This is a genomic window from Flavobacterium cellulosilyticum, assembly GCF_004349355.1.
In the GTDB taxonomy this organism is placed as follows: Bacteria; Bacteroidota; Bacteroidia; order Flavobacteriales; family Flavobacteriaceae; genus Flavobacterium; species Flavobacterium cellulosilyticum.
In genome coordinates this window covers 97,154-121,706 of sequence record NZ_SMFK01000003.1, presented here as the reverse complement: position 1 = coordinate 121,706, position 24,553 = coordinate 97,154, and the positions used below count along the sequence as shown (strand labels likewise).

Sequence of the window (24,553 nt, the reverse complement as noted above, 5' to 3'; positions counted from 1 at the left end):
GCAACCTTTTTGCGTTTTGAATTAATATGTTACAGTTGTCTTTAAGTTTTAGATAATAAACAGTATTTGCTGCGATTTCAAGATAAGTGATACTTCTGCTTAATTTTTTTTATCTCCTTCTCTAATCTGGTGAGGATGGCTAGATCTGACTCACACATTACTGGATCCGTTTTATTTATCCGTTTATTAAGCAATGCCATTTCCCGTCCAACTGTAACTTGCTCTGTAATAGCATAGGCTTCTGTCTGCTTCACAGAGGAATGTCCAAGCATTTCCTTCACTACATTTATCGGTACATTGTTTTGTAACGTAACAGTGCTTCCAAATGTTCTACGAGCCATATGCGTATTAAGAGTAAACGGAAAAGCACATAGGATCGCAATCTCCTTTAGGTATTCGTTCATCTTTTGATTTGAAGCAACAGGCAAAACAGTGCCGCGTTGCAAACAAAGAGGATGTTCTTTATATTTTTCAATTATTTGAAGTGCTTGTGGTAAGAGCGGGACATTAGTTGAGGAGCCTGTTTTTTGTCTTTCAGACATTATCCATGCTTGTTTGTCGACCCCCACTTTAATATCAGTTTTTTTTAATTGATATACATCGATATAAGCTAATCCCGTGTAGCATTGAAAGACGAACACATCTCTTACTACATTAAGTCGCTCAGTGCTGAAATAATGCCGTTCTAACTCATATAATTCCTGAGTAGATAGGGGTTTTTTAATGATTTTCGATTTTTTACCTTTAAAGTTCTTAAATGGATCTTTCAAGATGACTTCGTTATCTATAGCACGTATAACTATCTTTTTAAAGTTAGCGATATATTTAAGGGTTGTATTATTACTGCAATTGCGCACAGACCGTAAGTAAAATTCAAAGTCTTTTATAAATGCGAGATTCAAATCAGAAAATTCGAGATCTTCTGTATTAAATTTAAGTCGAATAAAGGCTCTTAAATGATTAATAGTGATAGTGAAACGATCTAGAGTTCCTTTTGCGTATCCTTTACCCAGTAGAGCCGTCATTTCATCATTATGTTTTTGGAACTCTTCAAGTACTTTTGCTCTTGCAGCATTTTTCCCTAAAATATAATCCATAACTTTCTGAGAAGTAATAAGCTTTCCGCTATACATGTTCTCGGTTTTGTATTCATTGATTTTAAGAGTAAGAGACTCTAAGAAAAAATTAATAGATTTCGCATCTTCTTTAGTTCCGATTGCTCTTTCTAATTTTTGATCCCAACGTGAGATATCCCATTTACGTTTCGTAGATGTTTCTTTAGGTATCCCATCTACGGTAATTCTAAGATAAATGGTTCTAATTTTACTTTCATTGCGGGGGATTTTCAAAAAGAAAACCAGCCCAAAACTGCTTTCTAACATAATTCAACTTTTAGGGTTAATAAATGTAGAATTATAACTTCAAAAAATCAAGTCGTTAAGCACGTTAACCCCTGTATCTATTAGGTTTAGCTGGTATTCTGTGGCACATTTTTAAAAAATGCAAATGTGCCACGATTCTGCCATAGAAACTTTGATCATTATTATAAATTTTGACAAAGTGCAGAAAATGAAAAAAGCCTGCAAATCGTTGGATTTGCAGGCTTAACACGTTTTTTGTGGACTTTTGAAAAGATTGAAAAACTTTAATTTATCTATCTTAATCCCTTTTCGTGGGGAGAGCAGGATTCGAACCTGCGAAGTTCACACAGCAGATTTACAGTCTGCCCTCGTTGGCCGCTTGAGTATCTCCCCGGATACCGTTGCTGAGCATATAATTGTGCTTAGCGGTTGCAAATATAGAAACTGTTTTGATGTTTCCAAATAAAAAACAGACTTAATTTTTGTATTATTTTTAATGTATTGGTATTGAATAAAATAAAAAAATCTCCACAAGGGAGATTTTTCTATTTTTATAAGAATTTCAATTTATTTGGATAAAAGTTCTTTAATTTTAGCTTTAAGTTCTTCACCTCTTAAATCTCTTGCAACGATATTACCTGAAGCGTCAAGGATAAAAGTGGCAGGAATGGATTGTACACCATACTGAGCTGCGATAGGCTCTTCCCAAAACTTTAAATGCGAAACATGAATCCAAGTTAATTTATCTTTTGCAATGGCTTCTTTCCATTTTGCTGCATCTTTATCTAAAGATACGCCAACAATATTCAATCCTTTTGAATGGAACTCATTATATATGGCTACAACATTTGGATTTTCGACTCTACAAGGTCCGCACCAAGAAGCCCAAAAGTCTACTATTGTTACTTTTCCTAAATTTTCTTTTAAAGAAATAATTTTTCCTTCAGGATTAGGAGCAGTAAAATCTGCTCTTCACTTAGCACCAGCAGGTGCAGCAGGTAATGGAGCACCAGCAGAAGGAGCTGTAGGATTTTTTAATTCTTTAATCTTTGTTTCGATGGCTTTACCTGGTTTAGAAGTTTTTAAAGACTCATCTAAACTAGCATATAGTTTTTCTATTTTAGTCAATTCAACAGAAGGGTCATTTACCATTCCTTGTATAATTAAGGCGCTAATGAATGATTTAGGATGTGTTTCAGTGTAAGTAGCATATTTGTTTTTTGATTCTACTTGTACTTTTTGTTGAATCTCACCAAATTCTTTCATTAACTTATTGATTACTGCTGTGTCTTTATTTTGCTGAGCAGTATTCATTAATGCAGTGTTTTTTGTTTGAAAATCGATTAAACCTTTTTGAACTTTAAGCAATTCTTCGTTAAATTTAACGAATTCGTCATTATTATAAGTTCCAGAAAGTTTTGATTTATTAATACTGTCTTTGTTTATTTCGATAACAATATCGCCATTTTCTAGGATAAAAGGAAATTTGCCATTAGCTCCTTCTAATTGTAACATATGAAAAGAGGGTTCAGTAGTTTTACCTTTAATTTCAAATTTACCATTTAAAACTTTTACAGTATCTACTGCAACTAAGCCCATTCCGCTAGCGTCTTGAGTTTCCATTATGATGGTTTTACCATCTTCAACTCCTTTTGCAGTTCCTGAAATGGTATATTTGTCTTTACTACATGAAATTAAAAATACTGTAGCAGAAAGCAATAAAATTATTTTTTTCATTGTTAATTAGTTAAATGATTTAAGTCAGCAAAAGTATTTAAATTTATAAAACAACAATAATTTTTTGACTTAAATTTTTGTTATTATTTTTTAGATAAAAAGACAGGGAAATTTGACAAAAAGACAATTCCGTTTAAAGATTAATCTGTTCGAAAATATGGGTGTTTTTTAAAAGAGGGATTCTTTTAAAAAATTAAATTAAATTGTAGGATTGAATTCTGATTCACATCTATTGATGCAATATTCGGCATGTTCGATTTCGTTTTCGGTTATCCTAATATCCATATTTACGGTTCTTAATGCTTTATTTAAAGAAGCACTAGCAGGTTTAGCAATTAATTTAAAATTAATTTCTGCCTTTTGAATTATTAATATATCTAGGGTTTCATTCGCCTTTTTATATTGTAATTTGTATAGGTTGCAAGGATTATCCATGTTTTATATTTATAACTTTATAAGTTTGGCTAACTTACTAAAATTAAATAGAATAGTCAATAGGTTAATGCGATTTTTTTTACAAAAAATATACACTGTATTTTTAAGATTTTTACAAAAAAAAACACTCATACGTGAGTGTTTTTTGTGGCATTATAAAATAAATCTAGTCTTGGTTGGTCGTTTTTCTCCAAGTAAAAGAATTTAATATATGTCTTTTTGCAAATCGACCAGGAGAATCAGCGTTTACCATTTTTACATACGTAGCTTTAGGAACACTAATGTATTCATAAACGCTTCCGTTAGAAAAATTAATAATTAATCTGCCTTCAACAAATTTATAATCTGAAATTGTTGATGTAGCAATTGTTTCAGTATATTCTGGTAAGTTTATTTTAGTAGTTTCAGGATTGATGCTTACTAAAAAGTGATAGGCTTCAATAATTTTTTTACTGTTTTCTTCTGCAGCTTTCAAACCAGCTTCATCTCCTTGAAATTTATCAGGATGTGATTCTTTCATCGCATTGCGATAAATGGTTTTTAAATCTTTTAATTCTGCAGTTTTGTCTACATTTAATAACTTTCGGTATTCAACTATTTTTTTCATAAATATTGTAACTACTTGTCTTTTAATATGGAAACAATATGATTTGCTTTCAAAATAGACAATTTTTTGCAAAGGTACACTTTTTTTTAATTTTTTAGTTTAAGACAAAAAAAAAATCAAAAAAATGACTGTTTTTTTTGATTTTTAGACTAATTTTTGTTGAATAAGACTTATTATTGTTGTGGCTTATTGTTGGCCTTATCAAAATTCTTAGATTTTTTAGGGTATTTATTGTAACTGATATCACTAGGATTTTCGATAACAGACTTTATGGTAATCATGTCACCAATAGTGTGTTTGGCTTGTACCATTTTATAATCTAAAAGGTATTCGCCACAAAAAAAATTGTTCTTGTCGTCTTTTTCGATTATCCCCGTATATACTCCTTTTTGTAACATTTTATCTTCTGATGCTTTTGTCATGATCTATTTTTTATAAAATTCTGCTTTGCAAAGTTAATCAAAATAGTATTTGATTGTGTAATTCTTCTCATTCTGATTACCTTTGTTAGATGGAAAAAGTATTTCGACCAAGTCCTAAATCATTCAAAAATACATTTTGTATATTCAATGAAGTATTTTTAGATAAAATTGAAGGTTTGCAAATACAATATGATAGTAAATCGGGTAGTAAGTATTATTATACAAAGGAGGGAATGTTTCGGTTATCGAATCATTGGGGACGATTAGCGAATAGTAAATGGAGGTTAGAACCAATGGAGCAAGATAGCTTCGAAACTGGCAATGAGTCCAAATTTAAATTAGGTTTTGCTTCTTGGAATGAATTTTATCCTGATAATGCGGAAGAAGAATTGTATTATTTAGAAGCTAATTATAGTACGAATACTGTCAATTATCAACATAAAAACAATCCCAAATATGATAAGAAAGCCATTCTAAGAACCAGTTTTGAAACTACTAAAAAAATCAAACAAATCAGGAATTTGTTTAATTTAACTTCTTGGGCTAAGTATTTTGAATACGATGATTTGGATGAGTTGCGAAGAGAAATAATAAATCAATTAATTTATACCAATAAAACATTGGAAGAAATAAAAAGAGAACTATAATGGGAAGGAATAACGATCGAAATATTAAGAAACACAACGACAAGCTTCATAAAGCTCAAGATAAAGTAAAACAATCAGCGATGGACCGAAAAGAAAAATTGAAACAAATCGCCAAAAAATTCAATGAAAGTAAAGATTCAGATAAAGAATAAACGCAGACATTATGGAAAACAGTAAATTTATTGAACTTAAAAAAGGGGTTCAGGAGATAATCGATTTAATTGCAGAAAAAAAAGCAACAGATGCCAATAATAAATTAGTTGAAGTGAGTGAAGAATTAGATGAATTACTTGACTTCTTGGAAGAAGATGAAGATCTAGTAGAAATAAGTCGTTATCAAGTTTTGCTAAATCAGTTGCATCAGCGAATTATAGCTCTTAATGGAAATATTTAATTTTTTGTTTTTGAAGTAAATAATATGATAAATGCAATTTGCCACTGCGGACTGAATAAAAGATTTCAGGATTGCTGTGAACCCATTATTAAAGGCGATCAAAAAGCAACGACTGCCGAAGCTTTGATGCGATCACGCTATACTGCTTATGTTACTCATAATGCCGATTATTTACTTGCAACTACTCATTCATCACAAAGGAAATTCCATTCAAGAGATGAAATTTTAAATTGGGCTATTAGTAATCAATGGCAACAACTGGATGTTATTAATGCGACTGAAACTACTGTAGAATTTAAAGCGTATTATAGGGACAGCCAAAACCTAAAACACATTCACCATGAATTTTCAAAATTTATATTCGAAAATGGGAATTGGTTTTATGTTGATGGAGTGATTTATTAATTCATTTAAAATGTTGAGAATTTTCTATATTATATATTTTAAGACACTATCCTAAAAAGTGTTAAGTATTTATATATGGGTTTTGATTTTTTATTAAAAATTTTAATCCTATTGTTATGTAAAAATATGTCTATATTTTTTTTTCTTTTATTAAAGTCTTAAGTTTTTATACTAAAAGTCAGACTACCTTTGTTTTTTTTTGATTTTTATATTTTCTCTTGAATATTTTTCTTACTATTGAAAAAAAACATGGTATTAGCATTCTTCAATTTCTATAATTTCTGTCTTTTTTACTGTTTACCAGTTTATTAAAGAAATATTTATCCTAAAATTTAGTAAAAAGGTATTTTCTTATAAGTGAAGGTATTCATCTTAAAATCTTATAAATAACCTAATTTTTTTTAATTTTTGATTATTTTATGCCACTTTTGATGGGAATATGAATTATTGTTCCATATTTTAGCAATCGATTACACTCGTGATTAATGAAATAATATTGCTGTTTAACAGATGAAAGTTGAATAAATTAAAAAAAGACTTTATAAAAATAAATCAAGTATTAATTAAAAAAAGTGAGCCTATTGAACAATTGAAAATAAATCATTTAAACCAAAAAGCAATTAAATTTAATTTGACACTATGTTATAAAACATAGATTTTTTTAACCAATAAATAACCAACTAACTAAAAAAAAAATGAAAGTAAAATATTATTTATTTTTCCTGGGAATACTATTTTGGATGCCTACTTACGGGCAACAAGTATTAAAAATAAAAGGAACAGTTACTGATTCAGCAGGTCCAATACCGGGGGTTTCCGTTCTTGTTAAAGGCACTAACAATGGTACATCCACTGATTTAGATGGTAATTATACAATTAGCGCTAAATCGACTGATGTTTTGCTGTTTAGTTTTATAGGGTATAAAACAGTTGAAAAAGCTATAGGAGGAAAGACAAGTATTAATGTAACGATGTCTGTACAAAGTAATGAATTAGAAGAAATTGTAGTTATAGGATATGGAACTTCAAAAAGAAAAGATCTTACAGGATCTGTTGCTTCTGTTTCTAGTGAAGAAATCAATAGAGCGCCTGTTGCAAATGCAGCACAAGCGCTACAAGGAAAATTACCAGGGGTAAGCGTAGTTGCTCAAGACGGTAGACCTGGTGCAAATATCTCAATCCGAGTAAGAGGTGGAGGATCCATATCTCAAAGTAACGAACCTCTTTATATTGTGGATGGTTTTCCAGTTAGTTCAATAAGCAATATTCCAGGAAGTCAAATTCAAAGTATAGACGTTTTAAAAGATGCTTCTTCTACCGCAATTTATGGTGCAAGAGGAGCAAATGGGGTAATCATGGTTACAACTAAAAGTGGTAAAAGCGGTAAAACAAAAGTAACTTATGATGGTTATACTCAATTTAACGCCCCAACAGGATACTTACCTGTAATGAAGGGATATGATTACATTAAATACAACTGGGCTTATGCACAAGCAATAGGTGACGGATATGCAAATGCATGGGAACAACTATGGTTAATAGGGAATGAATTTAAAGGAAGTAACACTGAAGGTATTGAACACTATAAAAACGTAGCTAGTGAAGACTTTAGTAAAAAAGTATATAAAAGTTCCTTCTCACACAATCACAATTTCAATATTTCTAGTGGAAACGAGAAAACAAAATATATTTTTTCTGTAAATCACCTAGATCAAGATGGTATGAAATTAAACACTTCATATAAGAGATCAAATGCTTCTTTTAAACTAGATCAAAAATTGGGTGATAAAATTACATTCTCACTAAACACTAGATACAGCCAAGAAGAAACCAAAGGAAACGAAGGAACAAGTTCAGGAAGTGGTTCTCTTTTGACTTCAGCTTATTGGTTTCGACCAATAGCTAAAAATGATGTATTAGGTGTATCAGACGTTACTGTAAATACGCAATTAGGGGATTATGAAAACATACTTAATGATAACTTCAATCCAGTTAATCGTATAAATGATTATACAGACGCTAACTTATCCCGATCAATTGTTGCTAACACTTCTTTCAGTTGGGAAATAATAAAAGGACTTACTGCTAAAACAGATCTTGGACTAAATGCTGGATGGGGAAGAAGAAAAATATGGCAAGGAGCAATATATAAAGCTTATGTTGACAAACAAGGTAATAAAACTTTCGGAGGAGATGCTTCTATTAATGCTTCACAAGGATGGAATTATCGTTTGTCAAATACTTTGAACTATCAAGTACAAGGTTTAGGGGATAAACATCAATTAACTATTTTAGGAGGGATGGAAGTCGCTGATTCAGGTTCTGAAAGTACTTATGTATTTGGGAAACAATATCCTGTTTCATTTGATTCAGATCGTGCTTTTGCTAATATTGATTCTTATGATCATTCAAACGCTATAAATGGTGGTTTTAGTTCTAATACGGGCACTCCTAATAGACTAAATTCTTATTTTGGACGAGCTAATTATAGCTTTAAAGATAAATATTTATTTACAGCAACATTCCGTGCTGATGGTTCTTCAAGGTTTGCACCATTGAACCGTTGGGGATATTTTCCTGCTGGTGCATTTGCATGGCGTCTTTCTGATGAAAACTTCATGAAAAATGTAAATTGGGTAAGCAGCCTAAAAATGCGTGCTTCTTATGGTGCTGTTGGTAGTGATGGAATCAATGCAGGACTTTGGAAAATGAATTGGGCATCTGGAGGATTAACTGGATTTTCTTTAAATGAAGTACAACAATTATCTTATGTTCCTGCTTCAACGCTTAATAATCCAAATTTAAAATGGGAAACAACTATAACTAGAAATATTGGACTTGATTTTGGTTTGTTCAATAACAAATTAAAAGGTACAATAGATGTTTACAAAAATTCCGTTAAGGACTTACTTCTATTAAGACCAATTCCTCCTATTAGTGGTTTTTCATATATGTATGATAATGTTGGAGCTACAAGTAATAAAGGTATAGAGCTATCATTAGGTGGAGATATAATTAAAACTAAAGACTTTAATTTATATGGAAGTTTTAATATCAGTGCTAACAGAGGAAATGTCGATAAATTAGGAGAGGGAATAAATCCAGCTTATAGTTCTGCTTGGGGTGGTATAAATAATACACCTGCATCTGGAGACTATATTTTTAAAGTAGGTCAACCTGTAGGTTTAGTTCGTGGATGGATTTACGAAGGATGGTATACTACAAAGGATTTTAATTATGATGCAACAGGAGCAGGTATTTATACTTTAAAAACTGGAGTTCCTGACATTGCAGGAGGATATCTTTCAACTGTTTACGGATCAAATGGTCATAAACCTGGTTCTCAAACAGCATATCCAGGAGTACCAAAATACAAAGATCTTAACGGTGATGGTATAATAAATGATGAAGATTTAGGAGTAATTGGAAATATGAATCCTAAACATACGGGTGGTTTTAATTTTAATGGTAATTATAAAAATTTTGATTTTGCTTTAGATTTTAATTATAGTTATGGGAATGATGTTTATAATGCTAACCATCTAAATGCTTACCAAGGAGGCAAAGAAGCTGGTTTGTACAGAAACAGACTACAAGAGCTAGCAGGCGCATATAAAATATATGATGTAATAAATGGACAAATTACATCAGTTGTAGCGCCAGCCGAATTAGATGCACTTAATGCTAATGCTACCACATATTTGCCTTATGCAGAAAAAACAATGACTTCTTCTTATGCCATCGAAGATGGATCTTTTTTAAGATTAAATACATTTACTATTGGATATTCACTTCCTGAAAGAGTAATAAATAATATGGGGATGAGTCGTTTCCGCGTTTATGGTTCAGTTTACAATGTATTTACCATAACAGGATACAATGGTCTTGATCCAGAAGTTAATCCAGATCCTTCTAGAAATGGTAGCTATCCAACCCCTGGACTAGACTATGGTTCTTATCCTCGTGCACGTTCTTTTACGTTCGGAGTTAATGTTGAATTTTAATTTTTAATCAATTTAAATTATGAAAAAGTTATTATATTTCATGCTGTCTCTATTTATTCTATTGAATACGGCATGTACAAAAGATTTTTTGGAGGTACAATCTCCATCTCAAGTAGATGAAGACTTTGTCTTTTCATCACCAAGTGAAGCTTATAAAGCTTTAGTAGGTAATTATGATATCTGGAGATTAGCTGATTCAGGGTTGTTTTATGATACCGAAATAGTAGGTTCTGATTCTGAATGTCACCCTGAGTTATATAGTTCTCAAACACGTCATATACCAGAAGGTCTATTTGCTACAGAATTAAGTATTAACGAAAGCAATCCAAAATCTTTTTTCGAAAATGCATACAAAATAATAAGTCGATCTAATATTATGATTGAATCTATTGAAAGGAAGCAAGAATATAAAGACGCTGTAACCTCGGGTACAATTTCGGAGTGGACACAACTTTATGGAGAAGCTGTGATCTTTCGCGCCAATACATATCAATATCTGATAAAATATTTTGGTGATGTCCCTTATTTTGATGTTCCTGTTAGAAATTTATCTCAACTAGAAACAACAAAATTAACATCTCGTGATGAAATCTATGACAAAGAAATTGCGGCACTGAAAAAAGTAGAGCCGTTAATGAATCGCTTGGGTCAAGGAGGTTTAACAGCAGAACGTTTTACCCGTTCTTACGCACAAGGTTTAATTGGTAAAATGGCCTTGGATGCAGGTGGATGGCAAACACGCCGAACTGATTTTGACTATGGTGCAGTTACCTTCGAACAAAAAGGAACTGTAAAGTGGAATGCTAAATACGTTAGACGTACAGATTACAAAACGTACATTACTATTGCTAAAGAATATTTGCAAAAACTTGTAGACAACTCAGGAACTGCATACTTAATAACTTCTGATAATAGAGCTGCTAATTTCAGCAATCCTTTTCAACGTCACTTTCAATACATAATGGATTTACAGGTAAGTCCAGAATCTATATTTGAAACTGGTACAACAAGAGCAGTTGGAACTTCTGAATTTCCTTATGCTTTCGGAAGACCTTCTGGCGGAGGTGGTTCAAATGCATTTCCATGTAAATCCTATGGACAAAGCCGTTTATATGCTTCATTTTATTATGGAGAATATGACCCAAAAGACATTCGACGTGATGTTACTGTTGCCGTTACAGCAAATTCTGGAGCAGCAAGTGAAAAATTAATTGATTTTTCTCCTGGAAGTCGTGAAAAGGGAGGGTTAGCTAACAATAAATTAGACGAAAGCCGTATGGCAAGTCCTTACACAATAGCTCAACGTTCATCTGGTTGTAATTGGGTACAAATGCGTTTAGGTGATGTTATTTTAAAATTGTCATACGCATATGCACTTTTAGGTGATGATGCTAATGCAAAATCATATTTGACTAAAGTACGTAGTCGGGCATTTGTTTCAGCAGATCAAGCTACAAAAGTTACCAGTTATGTTAATTCGCTATCAGGGCAAACCCTAATCGATGGAATATTAGAAGAACGTAAATTAGAATTAGCTGGAGAAGGTCATACTCGTTGGGATATGATTACTTCAGGAACAATGCCTGATAGAATTAAGAAACTTCGTGATACACAAATTGCAATGGCTAATGGTTTAAAAGTTAATGGGTATTATACTTTCCCAAAAACAGGAATGACTATATCTAGTTATATTTGGACAAAAGCAGTAAATATGTCATCATTTGGAATCCCAACCATGTTAACAGGAAATGCAAATGTAGATGAATCTAATCCTAATTACCCAGTTTTAACACCAGGATGGAGAGGAAATTGTGATAAATGGACTGGTACCACTTATAATGCTGGAAATGGATACACTTCACTTACAGGAAACCGTAATATTGCGATTAAAGGGTTATACCGTTATATTGATCCAGCAGGAGCTGAAGCAATTACGCTTCAAGCTGCAGGATATGTAAAAACTAAATGGGGCCAAAACATAGTTGATAATGCAGGTCAGTATACTTCAGATGTTTTTAAAGGGTATCAAGATGATTATTATGCAGCTGGTTACCCTCCACGTTATGTGAGAGCATTAACTTATGAAACTATTTCACAATCTAAAGGTAACATTACTCAAGGTTATGGTCATGCCTCAGAATAAATAATAATTCAAAAATGATTAAAAACGCCTCATAACTATTTTGTGTTGAGGTGTTTTTTATTATATTCATTTTTGAAAACGGAAAGAGTTTGCACAAGAAATTTAAGAAAATGATTCGTTTAACTAACATTAAAGTCCTTGAAATAAGTAAAAAACAGGCGTGATTTATATGATATAACTAGGCAAATCTCTTTTTAGGGTTCTTACATAATTATATAAATAAAGCCGAAACAATTTGTTTCGGCTTTTACATTCAAGTGAGTTAAATTATTATTTTGCTTCTAATAAGGCTAGGCTATAATAAGCAATTTCTGATATAATTTTACCTTTATCGTTGAAATCATCAATATATAAAACAGGTAAATCTATAGCTTTTTTATCCAATTTTCTAATTAATCTATAGGTCCACCAAGATTGCACTACTCTAGTATCTCCTAATTCATAATGCAAATAATCAGGATATCCATTAATGTCAACACCAGTTATTTCAAAATTATCTAATAATTTTTTATCGTTAGCTTTTTGTTCTGTCAATGATATGCTTTTTCCAATTGGCGAATTGATGTCACTAAATCTTGCCTCATCATCATAAAAACTGTACGCTTTGTCAAAATCTTTATTTACAAAGGCATATATCATTTTTCTAACATCATTAATGTATTCGTGATGATTGTAAATTTCACCATTTTTTCTATCTGAGAAACTTTGCCCAATTTCATCACCTATTTTACTGGTTGAATAGTCAATAATGGTTTTGATTTTATTGTTTTTATCTACAGTATACAAGCGATGTACTGGCATATCAATGTTTACTCCAGTTTTATTGTGAACTCCTTTTACATCTTCCCAAGTTTGCACCCAAACTAATTCTTTATTATTGGGGTCATTATATTCTAAGGCATCAGGATAGGCTCCTTTTGTTCTAGAAATACTTAAATAATCCAAATTGTCTTTCCAAAACTTGACATCTTTTAAAAACGACTCTTTGTCTTTTCCTTTATCATTTTTATTAATGCTTGTCCCACTGTATAACTTAAAATCATCAGCTAAATAGCTGGCAACTTTGTCTGTGTCTCCACTTACAAAAGCTTGGGTCATTGCTTCTACTGCTGTAATTGCAGGATGCTCAATATAAATAGTTCCATTCGTTTTCTTTTGTGCAAACGTGATCCAAATGGACATAAACAATACAATTGAAATAACTTTTCTCATAATTAAATTATTTTTGGTTTATAATAGTTTAAATTTAGTGAAATAATTGATTGTCAGGTATATAAACAATATTTTTTTATTAAGGCCAAACTATTAATTCTAGAATAAAATTTTATAATTTTAGGATTAATTGTTTTGATTGCAAGTGTTCCCTTATTTTAATCTTTTTTGAGTTGGAATTTGAGTTGATTTTAATGGGGAAATATTGGTTTATCTGAACCGAAACATATTTAACTATAAATTAGTATATGTTTGGCTTTTCTTCTTTTCAAAATAATGTAATTTTAAAAAATATGAAAGACACTATCAAAAAAGGATTTTATTTCAAGACCTACGAAGCACCATTCCAGTCTCCGTTTGATAAACTCTTTGCGATTTTCAAGGAATTAATCACGCACACTTCTGGTGATTTTGATGAAGCAATCGACTGGTTAAGGGAATTGGACAAGGAATATAAACTCACAGATGAACACTATACAATAGATGATTTTATTGAGGATTTAAAGAAAAAAGGATATATCCGAGACGAACTCAAAGACGATGGAACTTCAGGAACAAGTATTACTGCCAAAACAGAAAGAGCCATTCGACAACAAGCTTTGGATACTATTTTTGGAAATTTAAAACGTTCTGGAAGTGGGAATCACAAGACCAAACATACTGGAAATGGAGATGAACATACAGGAGAATTTCGGGAATTTCATTTTGGAGATGGATTAGAACGAATTTCTTTGACCGAAAGTTTACGAAATGCCCAAATCAATAATGGTGTTGATGATTTTATGCTTACCGAAAATGATTTGGTCGTCGAAGATACCCAACACAAATCTCAAATGAGTACTGTTTTAATGATTGACATTAGTCACAGTATGATTCTCTATGGCGAAGACAGAATCACTCCTGCCAAAAAGGTGGCAATGGCATTGGCCGAATTAATCACCACACGTTATCCTAAAGATAGTTTGGATATTCTTGTTTTTGGAAATGATGCTTGGCCCATTGCGATTCGCGATTTACCGTATTTGAAAGTCGGTCCTTTTCATACCAACACTGTTGCAGGTTTGCAACTGGCCATGGATATGTTGCGTAGAAAACGAAATACCAACAAGCAAATATTTATGATTACGGATGGAAAACCGAGTTGCGTTCGCGAAAAAGACGGTTCTTATTATATGAACAGCAATGGCCTTGATGAATATATTGTAGATAAATGTTACAACGAAGCCCAACAAGCCAGAAAATTACACATTCCTATAACCACTTTTATGATTGCTAAAGATCCTTATTTGCAACAATTTGTAAATCGGTTTACCGAAGCCAATCAAGGGAAAGCCTTTTATACAGGATTAAAAGGACTGGGTGAAATGATTTTTGAAGATTATGAAACCAATAGAAAGAAACGGATTAAATAAAAGTTTTCAGTTATCAGTCTAGAATAGTGGCAATGTCAATGTCAATAGCAATATCAAAAATCAATAGCAATATCAAAATTATTTACTAAAAAGAAATCAATGAACAACATAAACACACTGGGCGAATTAATCCAATCTGGATATCAAAGTAAAAGTATTAAAGACGAATTGCGTCAAAATTTGCGTGAAAAAATCAAAACAGGAAAACCTATTTTTGAAGGCGTTCATGGATTCGAAAATACTGTCATTCCAGAATTAGAACGTGCTATTTTATCCCGACACAATATTAATTTATTGGGGCTTCGAGGTCAAGCCAAAACGAGATTGGCGCGAAAAATGATTGAATTGTTAGACGAATATATTCCGTTTGTCACAGGTTCAGAAATTAATGATGATCCTTTGAAGCCAATTTCCCGTTTTGCCAAAGACGTAATTGCTGCCAATGGAGACGAAACTCCCATTTCATGGTTGCACAGAAGCGAACGGTTTTTCGAAAAATTGGCCACACCTGATGTTACCGTTGCCGATTTAATTGGCGATGTTGATCCAATAAAAGCAGCTAATTTAAAACTATCGTATGCAGATGATCGCGTGATTCATTTTGGAATGATTCCAAGAGCCAATCGCTGCATATTTGTGATCAACGAATTACCCGATTTGCAAGCCAGAATTCAAGTAGCATTATTCAATATTTTACAGGAAGGTGATATTCAAATTCGAGGATTCAAGTTGCGAATGCCGCTTGACATGCAATTTGTTTTCACCGCAAATCCAGAAGATTATACCAATCGAGGTAGTATTGTAACGCCTTTAAAAGACAGAATTGGTTCTCAAATCCTAACACATTACCCAGAAACCATCAAAATTGCCAGAATTATTACAGAGCAAGAAGCAAACCTTGATGAAGTGCAAAGTGATTTGGTTTATGTTCCTTCATTAGCTAGGGATTTATTGGAACAAATTAGTTTTGAAGCGCGTGAGAGTGAATTTGTAGATAATAAAAGTGGCGTTTCTGCAAGACTAAGTATTACTGCTCTTGAAAATTTATTGAGCACTGCTGAACGTCGAGCACTGAAATCAGGCGTTGACAAAACAAGCGTACGTTTGTCAGACTTTATGGGGATAATTCCATCTATTACCGGAAAAGTTGAATTAGTTTATGAAGGGGAGCAGGAGGGAGCTGCAATTGTGGCGCAACATTTAATGGGTGATGCCATTCGTACTTTCTTTCCAGGGTACTTTCCTAAAATTGAAAAACTCGAAAAACAAGAGGAGAAAACCCCTTATTCTGATACGATAGAATGGTTTTTTGCCGAAAGCGGTTTCGAATTATTAGATGATTGTTCAGATGAGGATTATAAGACAATTCTTGACAGTATTGCTCCATTGGACATTTTGATCAAAAAATACCAGCCACAATCAGAAGAAGAGGATCGTTATTTTATGAAAGAATTTATTCTTTGGGGTTTAGTAGAGTTTAAAAAATTAAGTAAAGACCGTATGACTGAAGGATATCAGTTTAAAGATTTATACGGTAGTTATATAAGTAAATTGTAAAATTAAGAAAGGTTTAGATGTATTTCTAGACCTTTTTTTTTCTTTAAATTGTTTGTTTATGAGCAATCAATTCATTTAGTTTTGAATGTGACTCGATCCATTTATTGAGGTTTGAAAAATAAATTTCTCGGTATTTTGCTATAATGTTTTGGTGTTTGAATTGAAAGTTATCATTCATTTCATAATTCCAGTTATTGTCCCTAAAAATGGTTTCAAAATTGAAAACGTTACCTACTAACATTTTGTAATCAGAAACTAAATCGTTATGAAGATTAGAATTCAATAAGGCTTTAATTTCATTATTATAAAAAGCCATAGCAGTTTCATTTATTGCCAAACCTTTTTCTATCCAATGTTGGTCTAAAGCTTCCTCTTCGTATTTGAAAAAATCGGTAATGAGTTTATCTGAAAACCAATCGGGGAGTTTAACGTTTGGTTGTATACTATTTGTAAATCCATTCGAATCATACTGTAATTGCGAATTGGGAATCATAGAAGAATTATATAAATACCATTCAGAATCCATGATTAAATAGATCAATTTTCGGGTTTTTAATTTGGCCAACCAGGTTCTGTATCGAACGGGGCTTTTAGGAAATAATCCGGGATCAATAACCATTTTTCGCACTTTTGTGCCAATACGTACTTGGATAATGGGAGCGACATGATACCCCCAATCTATTTTTCCAGTTGGTGAAATGTTTTTTTTATCTGTAAATGAAATTAATTTGGTGCTATAAGTAGAATAAACAATTGGAGCAAATGCCCAAATTTTGGCGCATTGATAGCCTTTCGATTCTAAAAATGTACGGATATAATGTGAAATATTATGGCAATTGGCTTGTTGATATCCAAACGGAAGACCAGTTTGGATAATTTCTGCAAATAATAGATTTGCTGTTGTTAAATCAATTACAGAAGCTTTTCTAGGTTTTAAAAGGGGATGTTTTTTGATGATTGTATTTTTAAAATAAATTAATATGACATTTTGCCAACGTACTCAGTTTAGGATAATTGAAGGTTTACTTTCTGTTATTAGTGGCAAAGTTATGGAAAGTATTTACAGTCAATTTACAATAAAATGAATAATTGTTATAAAATTACTAGATAACTGTTATTTTTTTTACTACTAAATTTAAACTAAACTAATGGAATCACATCGACTTCAACTTTTACTTTATGATCGCCAGAACTAAAAATAATTCCTTTCATTGGAGATACATCAGCAAAATCTCTTCCGTAAGCGGTAATGATATGGCGTTGTTGCGGAATCATATTGTTTGTGGGGTCAAATTCACACCATCCCATTTCTGGAATATAAACTGAAATCCACGCGTGAGAAGCATCAGAACCTTCTAATTTTACTTTTCCTTTTGGAGGTAAAGTTTCGATGTAACCGCTCACATATCGTGCTGGAATTCCAACACTTCGCAAACTAGCAATAGCCAAATGTGAAAAATCTTGGCAAACTCCTTTACGTTCTTTAAGCACTGTTTTTAAAGGTGTATTGACATTTGTCGAACCAGATTTGAATTTAAATTCGGTGAATATTTTTTGGATTAAATCTAAAATTCCTTCAAAAAGAGGCTTACTTGGAATCAAACATGTTTCGGCAAAAGCCACTATTTCATCATCCCAACTAATAAATTGACTAGGTAATTGATACAATAAAACTTGCACTTTGAGCGCATGATCGGTTTGGAATCGTTGCCTTGCTTCTTCACAAGTAATAGTGTTAAAAAGCTGAACGTTATTGATTAATACTTCAATTTCGCTAGTAACCGTAACTTTTAGTGATTTATGAGATTCATGCAGTGAAAAATAATGTTGGATATTTCCAAAATAATCCGTTCTGCTATAAATTTTGGAAGGTTTAGGCTCAATCACTAATTTAAAATTTTTGCAAATTTGTTTAGATGAATTCAGTGGTTGCAAGCACAAAATACTTTGATAATTATGCACCTCATTTGCATAGGTATACTGTGTTTTATGTTTTAGTTTATATTTCATCTGTATCACTATTTTCGAGGGTTTCTACATCAGAATATTGCATTACAGAATGATTAAAATACAAGCTTGATAAATGGTTTGAAACTTTACAAATAAGTTCAAAAACTTTTGATAATGTTTCGTCTAATTCAGATCGAAATTGAGTTGCATCATCCGCTTGAATCAAAATATCGGCATCAATTAGTTTAACCAAAGTACTGGCTTCCAAAGCTGATTTTTCAGCAATACTCAATCGATGTGGATCGTTTGTTTTTGGCAATTTAGCGAGATAATTGGTTAGGGTATCTAATAAAAAGGCAAGAGTATAAGGAAGGTTTTTTTCTAAAAACACCATATTGATTACCGCTTTTAGACTCAAATGTGATTTGTAAATGTGTCGATATTGTGATAATAAATGATGGTTTTCTAGGATTGCTTCCATTAGTAAAGCTTCTTCTTCCTCATTTTTTTTATAATTGAAAGTAGAACGAAAAACATTCAACAATGATAAAATTCGCTCCACATTTTTGCCCGTTTCTAATAAGTAAAAACCATTGTCTCTCGGTAAGGTTTCGAATATATTTCCATAGAATGAAAATAATCGAATATGCAATTTATCCAAGGCATGGTTTACATGATTGATGTTATTGGTATTTGTCTTTTTGAGCGTAAAAAGACTGTCTTCTACTAAATTGATAATGCGTCTAGTATCATGATTCCATTTTTCACTAACTTGATTAATTGTGTTGAGCAAAGATTGAAGATTATACACCACTGAGCCTGCTTTTCCAGGATCATTAATCAAGAGCAATAATTCAGCAATAGGATTTTCGAAAATTGCTTCGTTGTCAAATTGTTCATCGTCCTCATCACCAACAAAACCTGGATAGGTTTGGGTAAGATGGGTGAGTGATTTTAATAATACGATCAAAAATTCAGGTTGTTTATCTCCGTTTTTGGAGACATTTTCGTTGAGTCGATTCAGAATTATTTTCAAAAAGCTACGCAGGGCCATTGTTCTCTCACACAATCGACCTACCCAAAATAAATTTTCGGCATTTCTACTGGTCAATGAATTGTTGAGTTGATTGTTGGTGTTTTTTCGCTCTGTTTGTTTATCTAGAAAGGTATTTGGGGTATCAGTTATTATCCAAGTGTCTTTTGAAATACCACCAAATTGGTTCGAAATTTCAAATTTTCCTTTCACAACTGAACTTCTCGTCAAACCGCCATTCATTACTTTATAATCGTCCCCATCGGCAATTAGAAAGGCACGAAATGCAGCATATCTTGGCTCAATAGTTCCATTAATAAAAGAGGGTGTAGTAGATAAACTTACTTCTTCTTGAGCTACAAAATCTTTAGGATTTTTTAGAATAAGACTCTTTAAATCTTCCAGTTGTTCTTCATTTAATAATCGTCCGTATATGGATCTAAAACTTTGTTTTCTATTGGTCTTTTTTATAATCAATTTAGGTAAATTCTCTAAAACAAAGTTTAGCTCTTTGGTTTGACCACACCACCAAGTTGCAATAGAATTTAATAATAATGGTTCGTTGAGTAGAAATTTTGAGGCATTTTGCATAAAAGCCATTAAACCATAATTCTCTAAAACTCCGGTTCCAGGAGGATTTATTACACTAACATTTCCTAAACGAATCACTTGTAATAAACCCGGAATTCCTAATAAAGATTCCCTTCTTAATTCTAGCGGGTCGCACCATACATCATCAAGCCGTTTGATTATGACATCAATTCTTTCGAGTTGATCAATAGATTTTAGCCAGACATATCCATCTCTAACCAATAAATCGCTTCCTTGCACAAGAGTATAACCTAAATAGGAAGAAAGGTAAACGTGTTCAAAATAAGTTTCGTTTCCAGGGCCAGGAGTTAAGAAAACGACATTCGGATTTTCATTCGAATTATTTCCCAATGAGTCAACAGTTTCTTGTAATTGACTAAAATAGGGAGAAAGTCTTTTTCTGTATGTTTTTTTATTGAGTTCTGGAAAAACCTTACTCATCACAATTCTATTTTCAAGAGCATATCCTGCACCAGAGGGAGATTGAGTTCTATTATCCAAGAACCACATTTTTCCATCAGGACCACGAGCTAAATCTACAGCATAATTAATTAATTGCTTGTTGAGTTTTTGTCTAATATCAAAGCATGGCAATAAAAAACCTGAATTATCAAAAACTAATTCGGCAGGAATAATTGCGTTTTTTATCAATAATTGCGGGCCATAAAGGTCTTTTAAAATCAAATCTAATAATCGAGCTCTTTGTTTGAGTCCTTTTTCGATGGTTTCCCACTCTGATTCATGGATTAAAAACGGAATTGGATCTAATTTCCAAGCGCGATCGGATTCTTTATTGGAGTCATAAACGTTGTAGGTAACTCCATTTTCCTTTAATTTTTTTATTATTTCATGATTACGTAATTCTAATTCTTCAATTCCCATTGATTCTAAAGTATCAAAAAGTCCTTGCCAATACGGCTTAACTTGTCCGTTTTGGTCGATTACTTCGTCGTAGGAGTTAATTTTTTCTTTATAGGCGTTGAGTAGGCTCAATGAAATATCTTGAATCATTTGTAAAATTTGAACGATTTATATTTTATAGTCTTGCAAAATACTAGTTTTAAATGGTAACAACAATTGTATTGTATAAAATATATTATCTAATTCGCAAACGTGTTTTAGTTGCCACAGATTTTAAAAAAAAATCTTAAATCAAATTCAATTTTAATAGTTTTAAATCTGTGGCTAAAAACAATTATTTTTTTGCAACCCAATATTGCCTTAAATCAAGTGTATTCGGATATTCTGGATTTATCAATTCAATTGGTGTATCTGGTTTAAGGTTTGTTTTATTCTGAGCAACAAATCTGGAAACAGTGGGTGTATTAATCACTGGTTCACTTTGTTCAGATGTACTGGATGGAGTATGACCAAAATCCCAAAAACGACTTATTTTTCTCGATTCGGCTTCGTAGCTATTTACAGGGTAAGTTTCAAAACTTCGTCCTCCAGGGTGCGAAACAAAATAGGTGCAACCACCAATAGATTTATTATTCCATGTGTCTACTATATCAAAAACCAAAGGAACATCGACTCCAATATTAGGATGCAATGCCGATGGCGGATTCCATGCTTTATATCTAATTCCTGCAACATATTCGCCTTTGGTTCCAGTGCTTCTTAACGGAATTCTACAGCCTTTGCACAATAAAATATGACGTTCAGGAATAAATCCTGAGACCTTTACTTGCAATCGTTCTAATGAGGAATCAACAAAACGAGCCGTTCCATTACTAGAAAGTTCTTCCCCTAAAACGTGCCAAGGTTCTATTCCTAATCGAATTTCCAATTGAATATTATCGACTGTTATGCCTCCATGATGAGGGAAACGGAATTCGAAAAAGGGGTCAAACCAGGAGATATCAAAATCATAACCAGCTTCTTTTAAATCATTGACTACATCAATCATATCCAAATAAGCAAAGTGGGGCAACAAGAATTTATCGTGCAATTCGGTTCCCCAACGGACTAATTTTTTTTCATATGGATTTTTCCAAAACTTAGCCACCAAAGAACGAACTAATAGGTTTTGAACCAAGTTCATGTGCTTGTGTGGGGGCATATCAAAAGCACGTAATTCTAAAATTCCCAAACGTCCAGTAGGAGAATCTGGCGAATATAATTTATCAATACAAAATTCGGTTCTATGAGTGTTTCCAGTAATATCGGTTAGTAAATTTCTAAAAATTCGATCCACCATCCAAAAAGGAATGTCTTTGTCTTTCGGAATTTGTTCAAATGCAATTTCCATTTCATACAAACGCTCGTCCCGACCTTCATCTATACGAGGAGCTTGACTCGTAGGGCCAATAAAAGGGCCTGCAAAAAGGTAGCTTAAAACGGGATGATGTTGCCAATAAGTAATCAAACTTCGCAATAAATCGGGTCTTCTCAACAAAGGGCTGTCTTCTGGTTTTGCTGCGCCTAGGGTTACGTGATTTCCTCCACCAGTTCCAGTATGACGGCCATCGACCATGAATTTGTCGGTTCCTAAACGAGAAAGGAAAGCTTCTTCATACAAAGCTGTGGTATTGTCAACTATTTCTTGCCACGATTTGGCAGGATGTACATTGACTTCAATAACACCAGGATCTGGAGTTACCATCATTTTTTCGATACGATAATCGGTTTCAGGTTGATAGCCTTCAATTCGAATGGGAATTTGCAATTTTTCAGCAGTCATTTCTACTGAAGCAATCAAATCCAAATATGTCTCTAAATAATCTGTTGGAGGCAAAAATACATAAATAATTCCGTCACGTTCTTCAACACACATGGCAGTTGAAAAGGTTTCTACTTCAAATAATAAAGCTTCTTTTTCTTCCTTTGATTTTGAAGTTTCAGCTGCTTTATACGATGCTGAAACACTTCCGTAGCGTTCGTCCAAAGATTGATGGTAATCACCTAATGCAGGTAATTCTTCAAATAAACTCCTAGATACAGGTTGTTCTCTTTTGTTTTTAGACACTTTTGGTAAAGATTCTAACGGTAATCGTAAGCCAATAGGGGAGTTACCAGGAATCAAATAACATTGTCCTCTTCGGAATTCCCATACACAACTCACCCAATTTTGGGTTTCATGTATCCATTTTAGTGGTAATACAAAACCCGAGGGATTATTCAATCCTTTTTCTAATAATTTGGCCAAGGTATGACGCTGAACCGAATCTTTTAGATTTACAGCAAGTGGATCTAGATTTACCGGTAATTTTCCTTCTTCAAGTGCCCAATAAATAGGGTCTTCATAAGTAGGATTGATATTTTTAGTGTCAATGCCCAAGTATTTAGTCAATTCAATAGCAAAACGTTCGGCATCATGAAAAGTATGTTTTTCACCATCTTCTTTGGCAATTAAAGCATCGTTTTTCCAAAGAGGTAGTCCGTCTTTTCTCCAGTAAAGTGCATATTGCCAGCGCGGAAACAATTCGCCTGGATACCATTTTCCTTGACCAAAATGAAGTAATCCTCCGTGTGCAAAACGTGTTTTCAATCGAAGTGCCAAATCATAAGCGAGTTTTCGTTTCAATGGACCATCGGCGGTAGAATTCCATTCCGGAGATTCAAAATCGTCAATAGAAACAAAGGTTGGTTCGCCACCCATAGTTAATCGAACATCACCTTCAATCAAATCTTTTTCGACATCGTTGCCCACCTTCATAATATTTTCCCATTGTTGTTCGGTGTAGGGTTTTGTCACTCTTGGATCTTCGTGAATACGTGTTACGGTATTATCAAATTCGAATTCCACTTGGCAAACCTCAGTAGCGCCTGAGACTGGAGCGGCACTTTCATAATCAGGGGTACAACATAGTGGAATATGACCTTCGCCAGCAAAAAGACCCGAAGTAGGATCTAGTCCAATCCAACCTGCACCAGGTAAATAAACTTCGACCCAAGCATGCAAATCGGTGAAATCATTTTCGGGACCTGATGGACCATCCAGTGATTTTATATCGGAAGTTAATTGAACTAAATAACCTGATACAAAACGAGTTGCCAATCCTATGCTACGTAAAGTCTGAACTAATAGCCATGCAAAATCACGGCATGAACCACTTTGTATTTCTAGGGTTTCTTCACTAGTTTGGACACCAACTTCAAGTCGGATATTGTAATTTAAAGTTTGAAATACCAACTGATTGGCGAACACCAAAAAATCTACCGTGATTAAATCTTTTTTCTGAGCCAATTGTGCTACAAAAGCATCAAATTTTTCTCCTTTTTCTTTTACTTCAAGATAAGGCGATAGTTCTTTTTGCAATTTATTGTCATATTGAAACGGGAAATTTTCTGCATATTCCTCTATAAAAAAGTCAAAAGGATTAATGACTTCTAATTTAGCAATAACCTCGACTTCCACGCGTAATTCGGTGGTTTTTTCGTTGAAAACAACTCTTGCCTGATAGTTCCCAAAGGGATCTTGTTGCCAATTGATAAAATGATTTTCGGGAAAGATTTTAAAAGTATATCCTTCAATTGAGGTTCTGGAATGAGCTGCCGGCCTAAGTCTAAAAATATGAGGAAAAAGTTTTACGCTTCGATCAAATTTGTAGGCTGTTTTGTGTGAAATGGCTATTTTTAAAGACATAGGTGAGTGCTATTTACGAAGGGTTTATTATATATACAAATATTGTAAAAAAATC

The 24,553-nt window shown here is 32.9% G+C and carries 17 protein-coding genes, 1 tRNA gene and 2 pseudogenes; 8 read left to right on the top strand and 12 right to left on the bottom strand.

From position 1 onward, the window contains the following. Nucleotides 1-77: 77 nt before the first annotated feature. The 7 genes and pseudogenes from E0F76_RS06970 to E0F76_RS06940 form a co-directional block, all read right to left on the bottom strand. Nucleotides 78-1,382, bottom strand: coding sequence for a site-specific integrase (locus tag E0F76_RS06970; protein ID WP_132003381.1), 1,305 nt, complete (start codon nucleotides 1,380-1,382; stop codon nucleotides 78-80). A gap of 291 nt (nucleotides 1,383-1,673) precedes the next feature. Further along, nucleotides 1,674-1,754 (bottom strand) — tRNA-Tyr (locus tag E0F76_RS06965). Nucleotides 1,755-1,928: 174 nt separating this feature from the next. Continuing rightward, nucleotides 1,929-2,315, bottom strand: a pseudogene (locus E0F76_RS06960) (TlpA family protein disulfide reductase); the annotation flags it as partial. An 18-nt stretch (nucleotides 2,316-2,333) separates the two neighbouring features. Continuing rightward, nucleotides 2,334-3,098: a DUF4369 domain-containing protein gene (locus E0F76_RS06955; RefSeq protein ID WP_132003375.1), complete on the bottom strand. Its 765-nt coding sequence runs from the start codon at nucleotides 3,096-3,098 to the stop codon at nucleotides 2,334-2,336. 198 nt (nucleotides 3,099-3,296) lie between these two features. Beyond that, a complete protein-coding gene (locus tag E0F76_RS06950) occupies nucleotides 3,297-3,533 on the bottom strand; it encodes a hypothetical protein (protein WP_132003372.1) in 237 nt (78 codons plus the stop codon). A 166-nt stretch (nucleotides 3,534-3,699) separates the two neighbouring features. Next, nucleotides 3,700-4,140, bottom strand: coding sequence for a KTSC domain-containing protein (locus E0F76_RS06945; RefSeq protein WP_132003369.1), 441 nt, complete (start codon nucleotides 4,138-4,140; stop codon nucleotides 3,700-3,702). A gap of 173 nt (nucleotides 4,141-4,313) precedes the next feature. Beyond that, on the bottom strand, nucleotides 4,314-4,562 hold the full coding sequence (locus E0F76_RS06940) for a hypothetical protein (protein ID WP_132003366.1): 249 nt from the start codon (nucleotides 4,560-4,562) through the stop codon (nucleotides 4,314-4,316). 89 nt (nucleotides 4,563-4,651) lie between these two features. On the opposite strand from E0F76_RS06940, the gene E0F76_RS06935 reads away from it, so the two are divergent. The 6 genes and pseudogenes from E0F76_RS06935 to E0F76_RS06915 form a co-directional block, all read left to right on the top strand. Continuing rightward, a complete protein-coding gene (locus E0F76_RS06935; protein WP_132003363.1) occupies nucleotides 4,652-5,209 on the top strand; it encodes a hypothetical protein in 558 nt (185 codons plus the stop codon). Next, nucleotides 5,209-5,361 carry a hypothetical protein gene (locus tag E0F76_RS19260; protein ID WP_165932651.1) on the top strand — a complete coding sequence of 51 codons (153 nt, stop codon included), beginning with the start codon at nucleotides 5,209-5,211 and terminating at the stop codon, nucleotides 5,359-5,361. Before E0F76_RS06935 ends, E0F76_RS19260 begins: the two co-directional genes overlap by 1 nt. An 11-nt stretch (nucleotides 5,362-5,372) precedes the next feature. Continuing rightward, nucleotides 5,373-5,603 (top strand): hypothetical protein, encoded by a 231-nt coding sequence (locus E0F76_RS06930; protein ID WP_132003360.1) that lies wholly within the window; start codon nucleotides 5,373-5,375, stop codon nucleotides 5,601-5,603. Between the two features lie 24 nt (nucleotides 5,604-5,627). Then, nucleotides 5,628-6,008, top strand: a complete 381-nt coding sequence (locus E0F76_RS06925) for a YchJ family protein (RefSeq protein WP_132003357.1) — start codon at nucleotides 5,628-5,630, stop codon at nucleotides 6,006-6,008. Nucleotides 6,009-6,703: 695 nt separating this feature from the next. After that, nucleotides 6,704-10,012, top strand: a complete 3,309-nt coding sequence (locus E0F76_RS06920) for a SusC/RagA family TonB-linked outer membrane protein (RefSeq protein WP_220398906.1) — start codon at nucleotides 6,704-6,706, stop codon at nucleotides 10,010-10,012. A 19-nt stretch (nucleotides 10,013-10,031) separates the two neighbouring features. Beyond that, a pseudogene (locus tag E0F76_RS06915) lies at nucleotides 10,032-11,639 on the top strand (RagB/SusD family nutrient uptake outer membrane protein); the annotation flags it as partial. Between the two features lie 786 nt (nucleotides 11,640-12,425). Here the strand turns inward: E0F76_RS06915 and E0F76_RS06910 are convergent. Next, entirely contained in the window at nucleotides 12,426-13,367 is a 942-nt protein-coding gene (locus tag E0F76_RS06910) for a nuclear transport factor 2 family protein (protein ID WP_132003353.1), read from the bottom strand. Between the two features lie 293 nt (nucleotides 13,368-13,660). On the opposite strand from E0F76_RS06910, the gene E0F76_RS06905 reads away from it, so the two are divergent. Continuing rightward, complete coding sequence (locus E0F76_RS06905; protein WP_132003351.1) at nucleotides 13,661-14,779, top strand: vWA domain-containing protein; 1,119 nt, start codon at nucleotides 13,661-13,663, stop codon at nucleotides 14,777-14,779. 99 nt (nucleotides 14,780-14,878) lie between these two features. After that, complete coding sequence (locus E0F76_RS06900) at nucleotides 14,879-16,336, top strand: magnesium chelatase (RefSeq protein WP_132003349.1); 1,458 nt, start codon at nucleotides 14,879-14,881, stop codon at nucleotides 16,334-16,336. Between the two features lie 43 nt (nucleotides 16,337-16,379). Here E0F76_RS06900 and E0F76_RS06895 read toward each other — a convergent pair whose 3' ends face one another. From E0F76_RS06895 to E0F76_RS06880, 4 genes are all read right to left on the bottom strand, one after another. Beyond that, nucleotides 16,380-17,210, bottom strand: coding sequence for a protein-glutamine glutaminase family protein (locus E0F76_RS06895; protein WP_246022010.1), 831 nt, complete (start codon nucleotides 17,208-17,210; stop codon nucleotides 16,380-16,382). 266 nt (nucleotides 17,211-17,476) lie between these two features. Then, nucleotides 17,477-18,346 carry a transglutaminase family protein gene (locus E0F76_RS06890; RefSeq protein WP_132003345.1) on the bottom strand — a complete coding sequence of 290 codons (870 nt, stop codon included), beginning with the start codon at nucleotides 18,344-18,346 and terminating at the stop codon, nucleotides 17,477-17,479. Beyond that, the gene (locus E0F76_RS06885) at nucleotides 18,336-20,921 is read right to left on the bottom strand and encodes a circularly permuted type 2 ATP-grasp protein (protein WP_132003343.1); all 2,586 of its coding nucleotides are present in this window, start codon (nucleotides 20,919-20,921) and stop codon (nucleotides 18,336-18,338) included. Before E0F76_RS06885 ends, E0F76_RS06890 begins: the two co-directional genes overlap by 11 nt. 184 nt (nucleotides 20,922-21,105) lie before the next feature. Further along, a complete protein-coding gene (locus E0F76_RS06880) occupies nucleotides 21,106-24,498 on the bottom strand; it encodes a transglutaminase family protein (protein WP_132003341.1) in 3,393 nt (1,130 codons plus the stop codon). Nucleotides 24,499-24,553 lie beyond the last annotated feature (55 nt).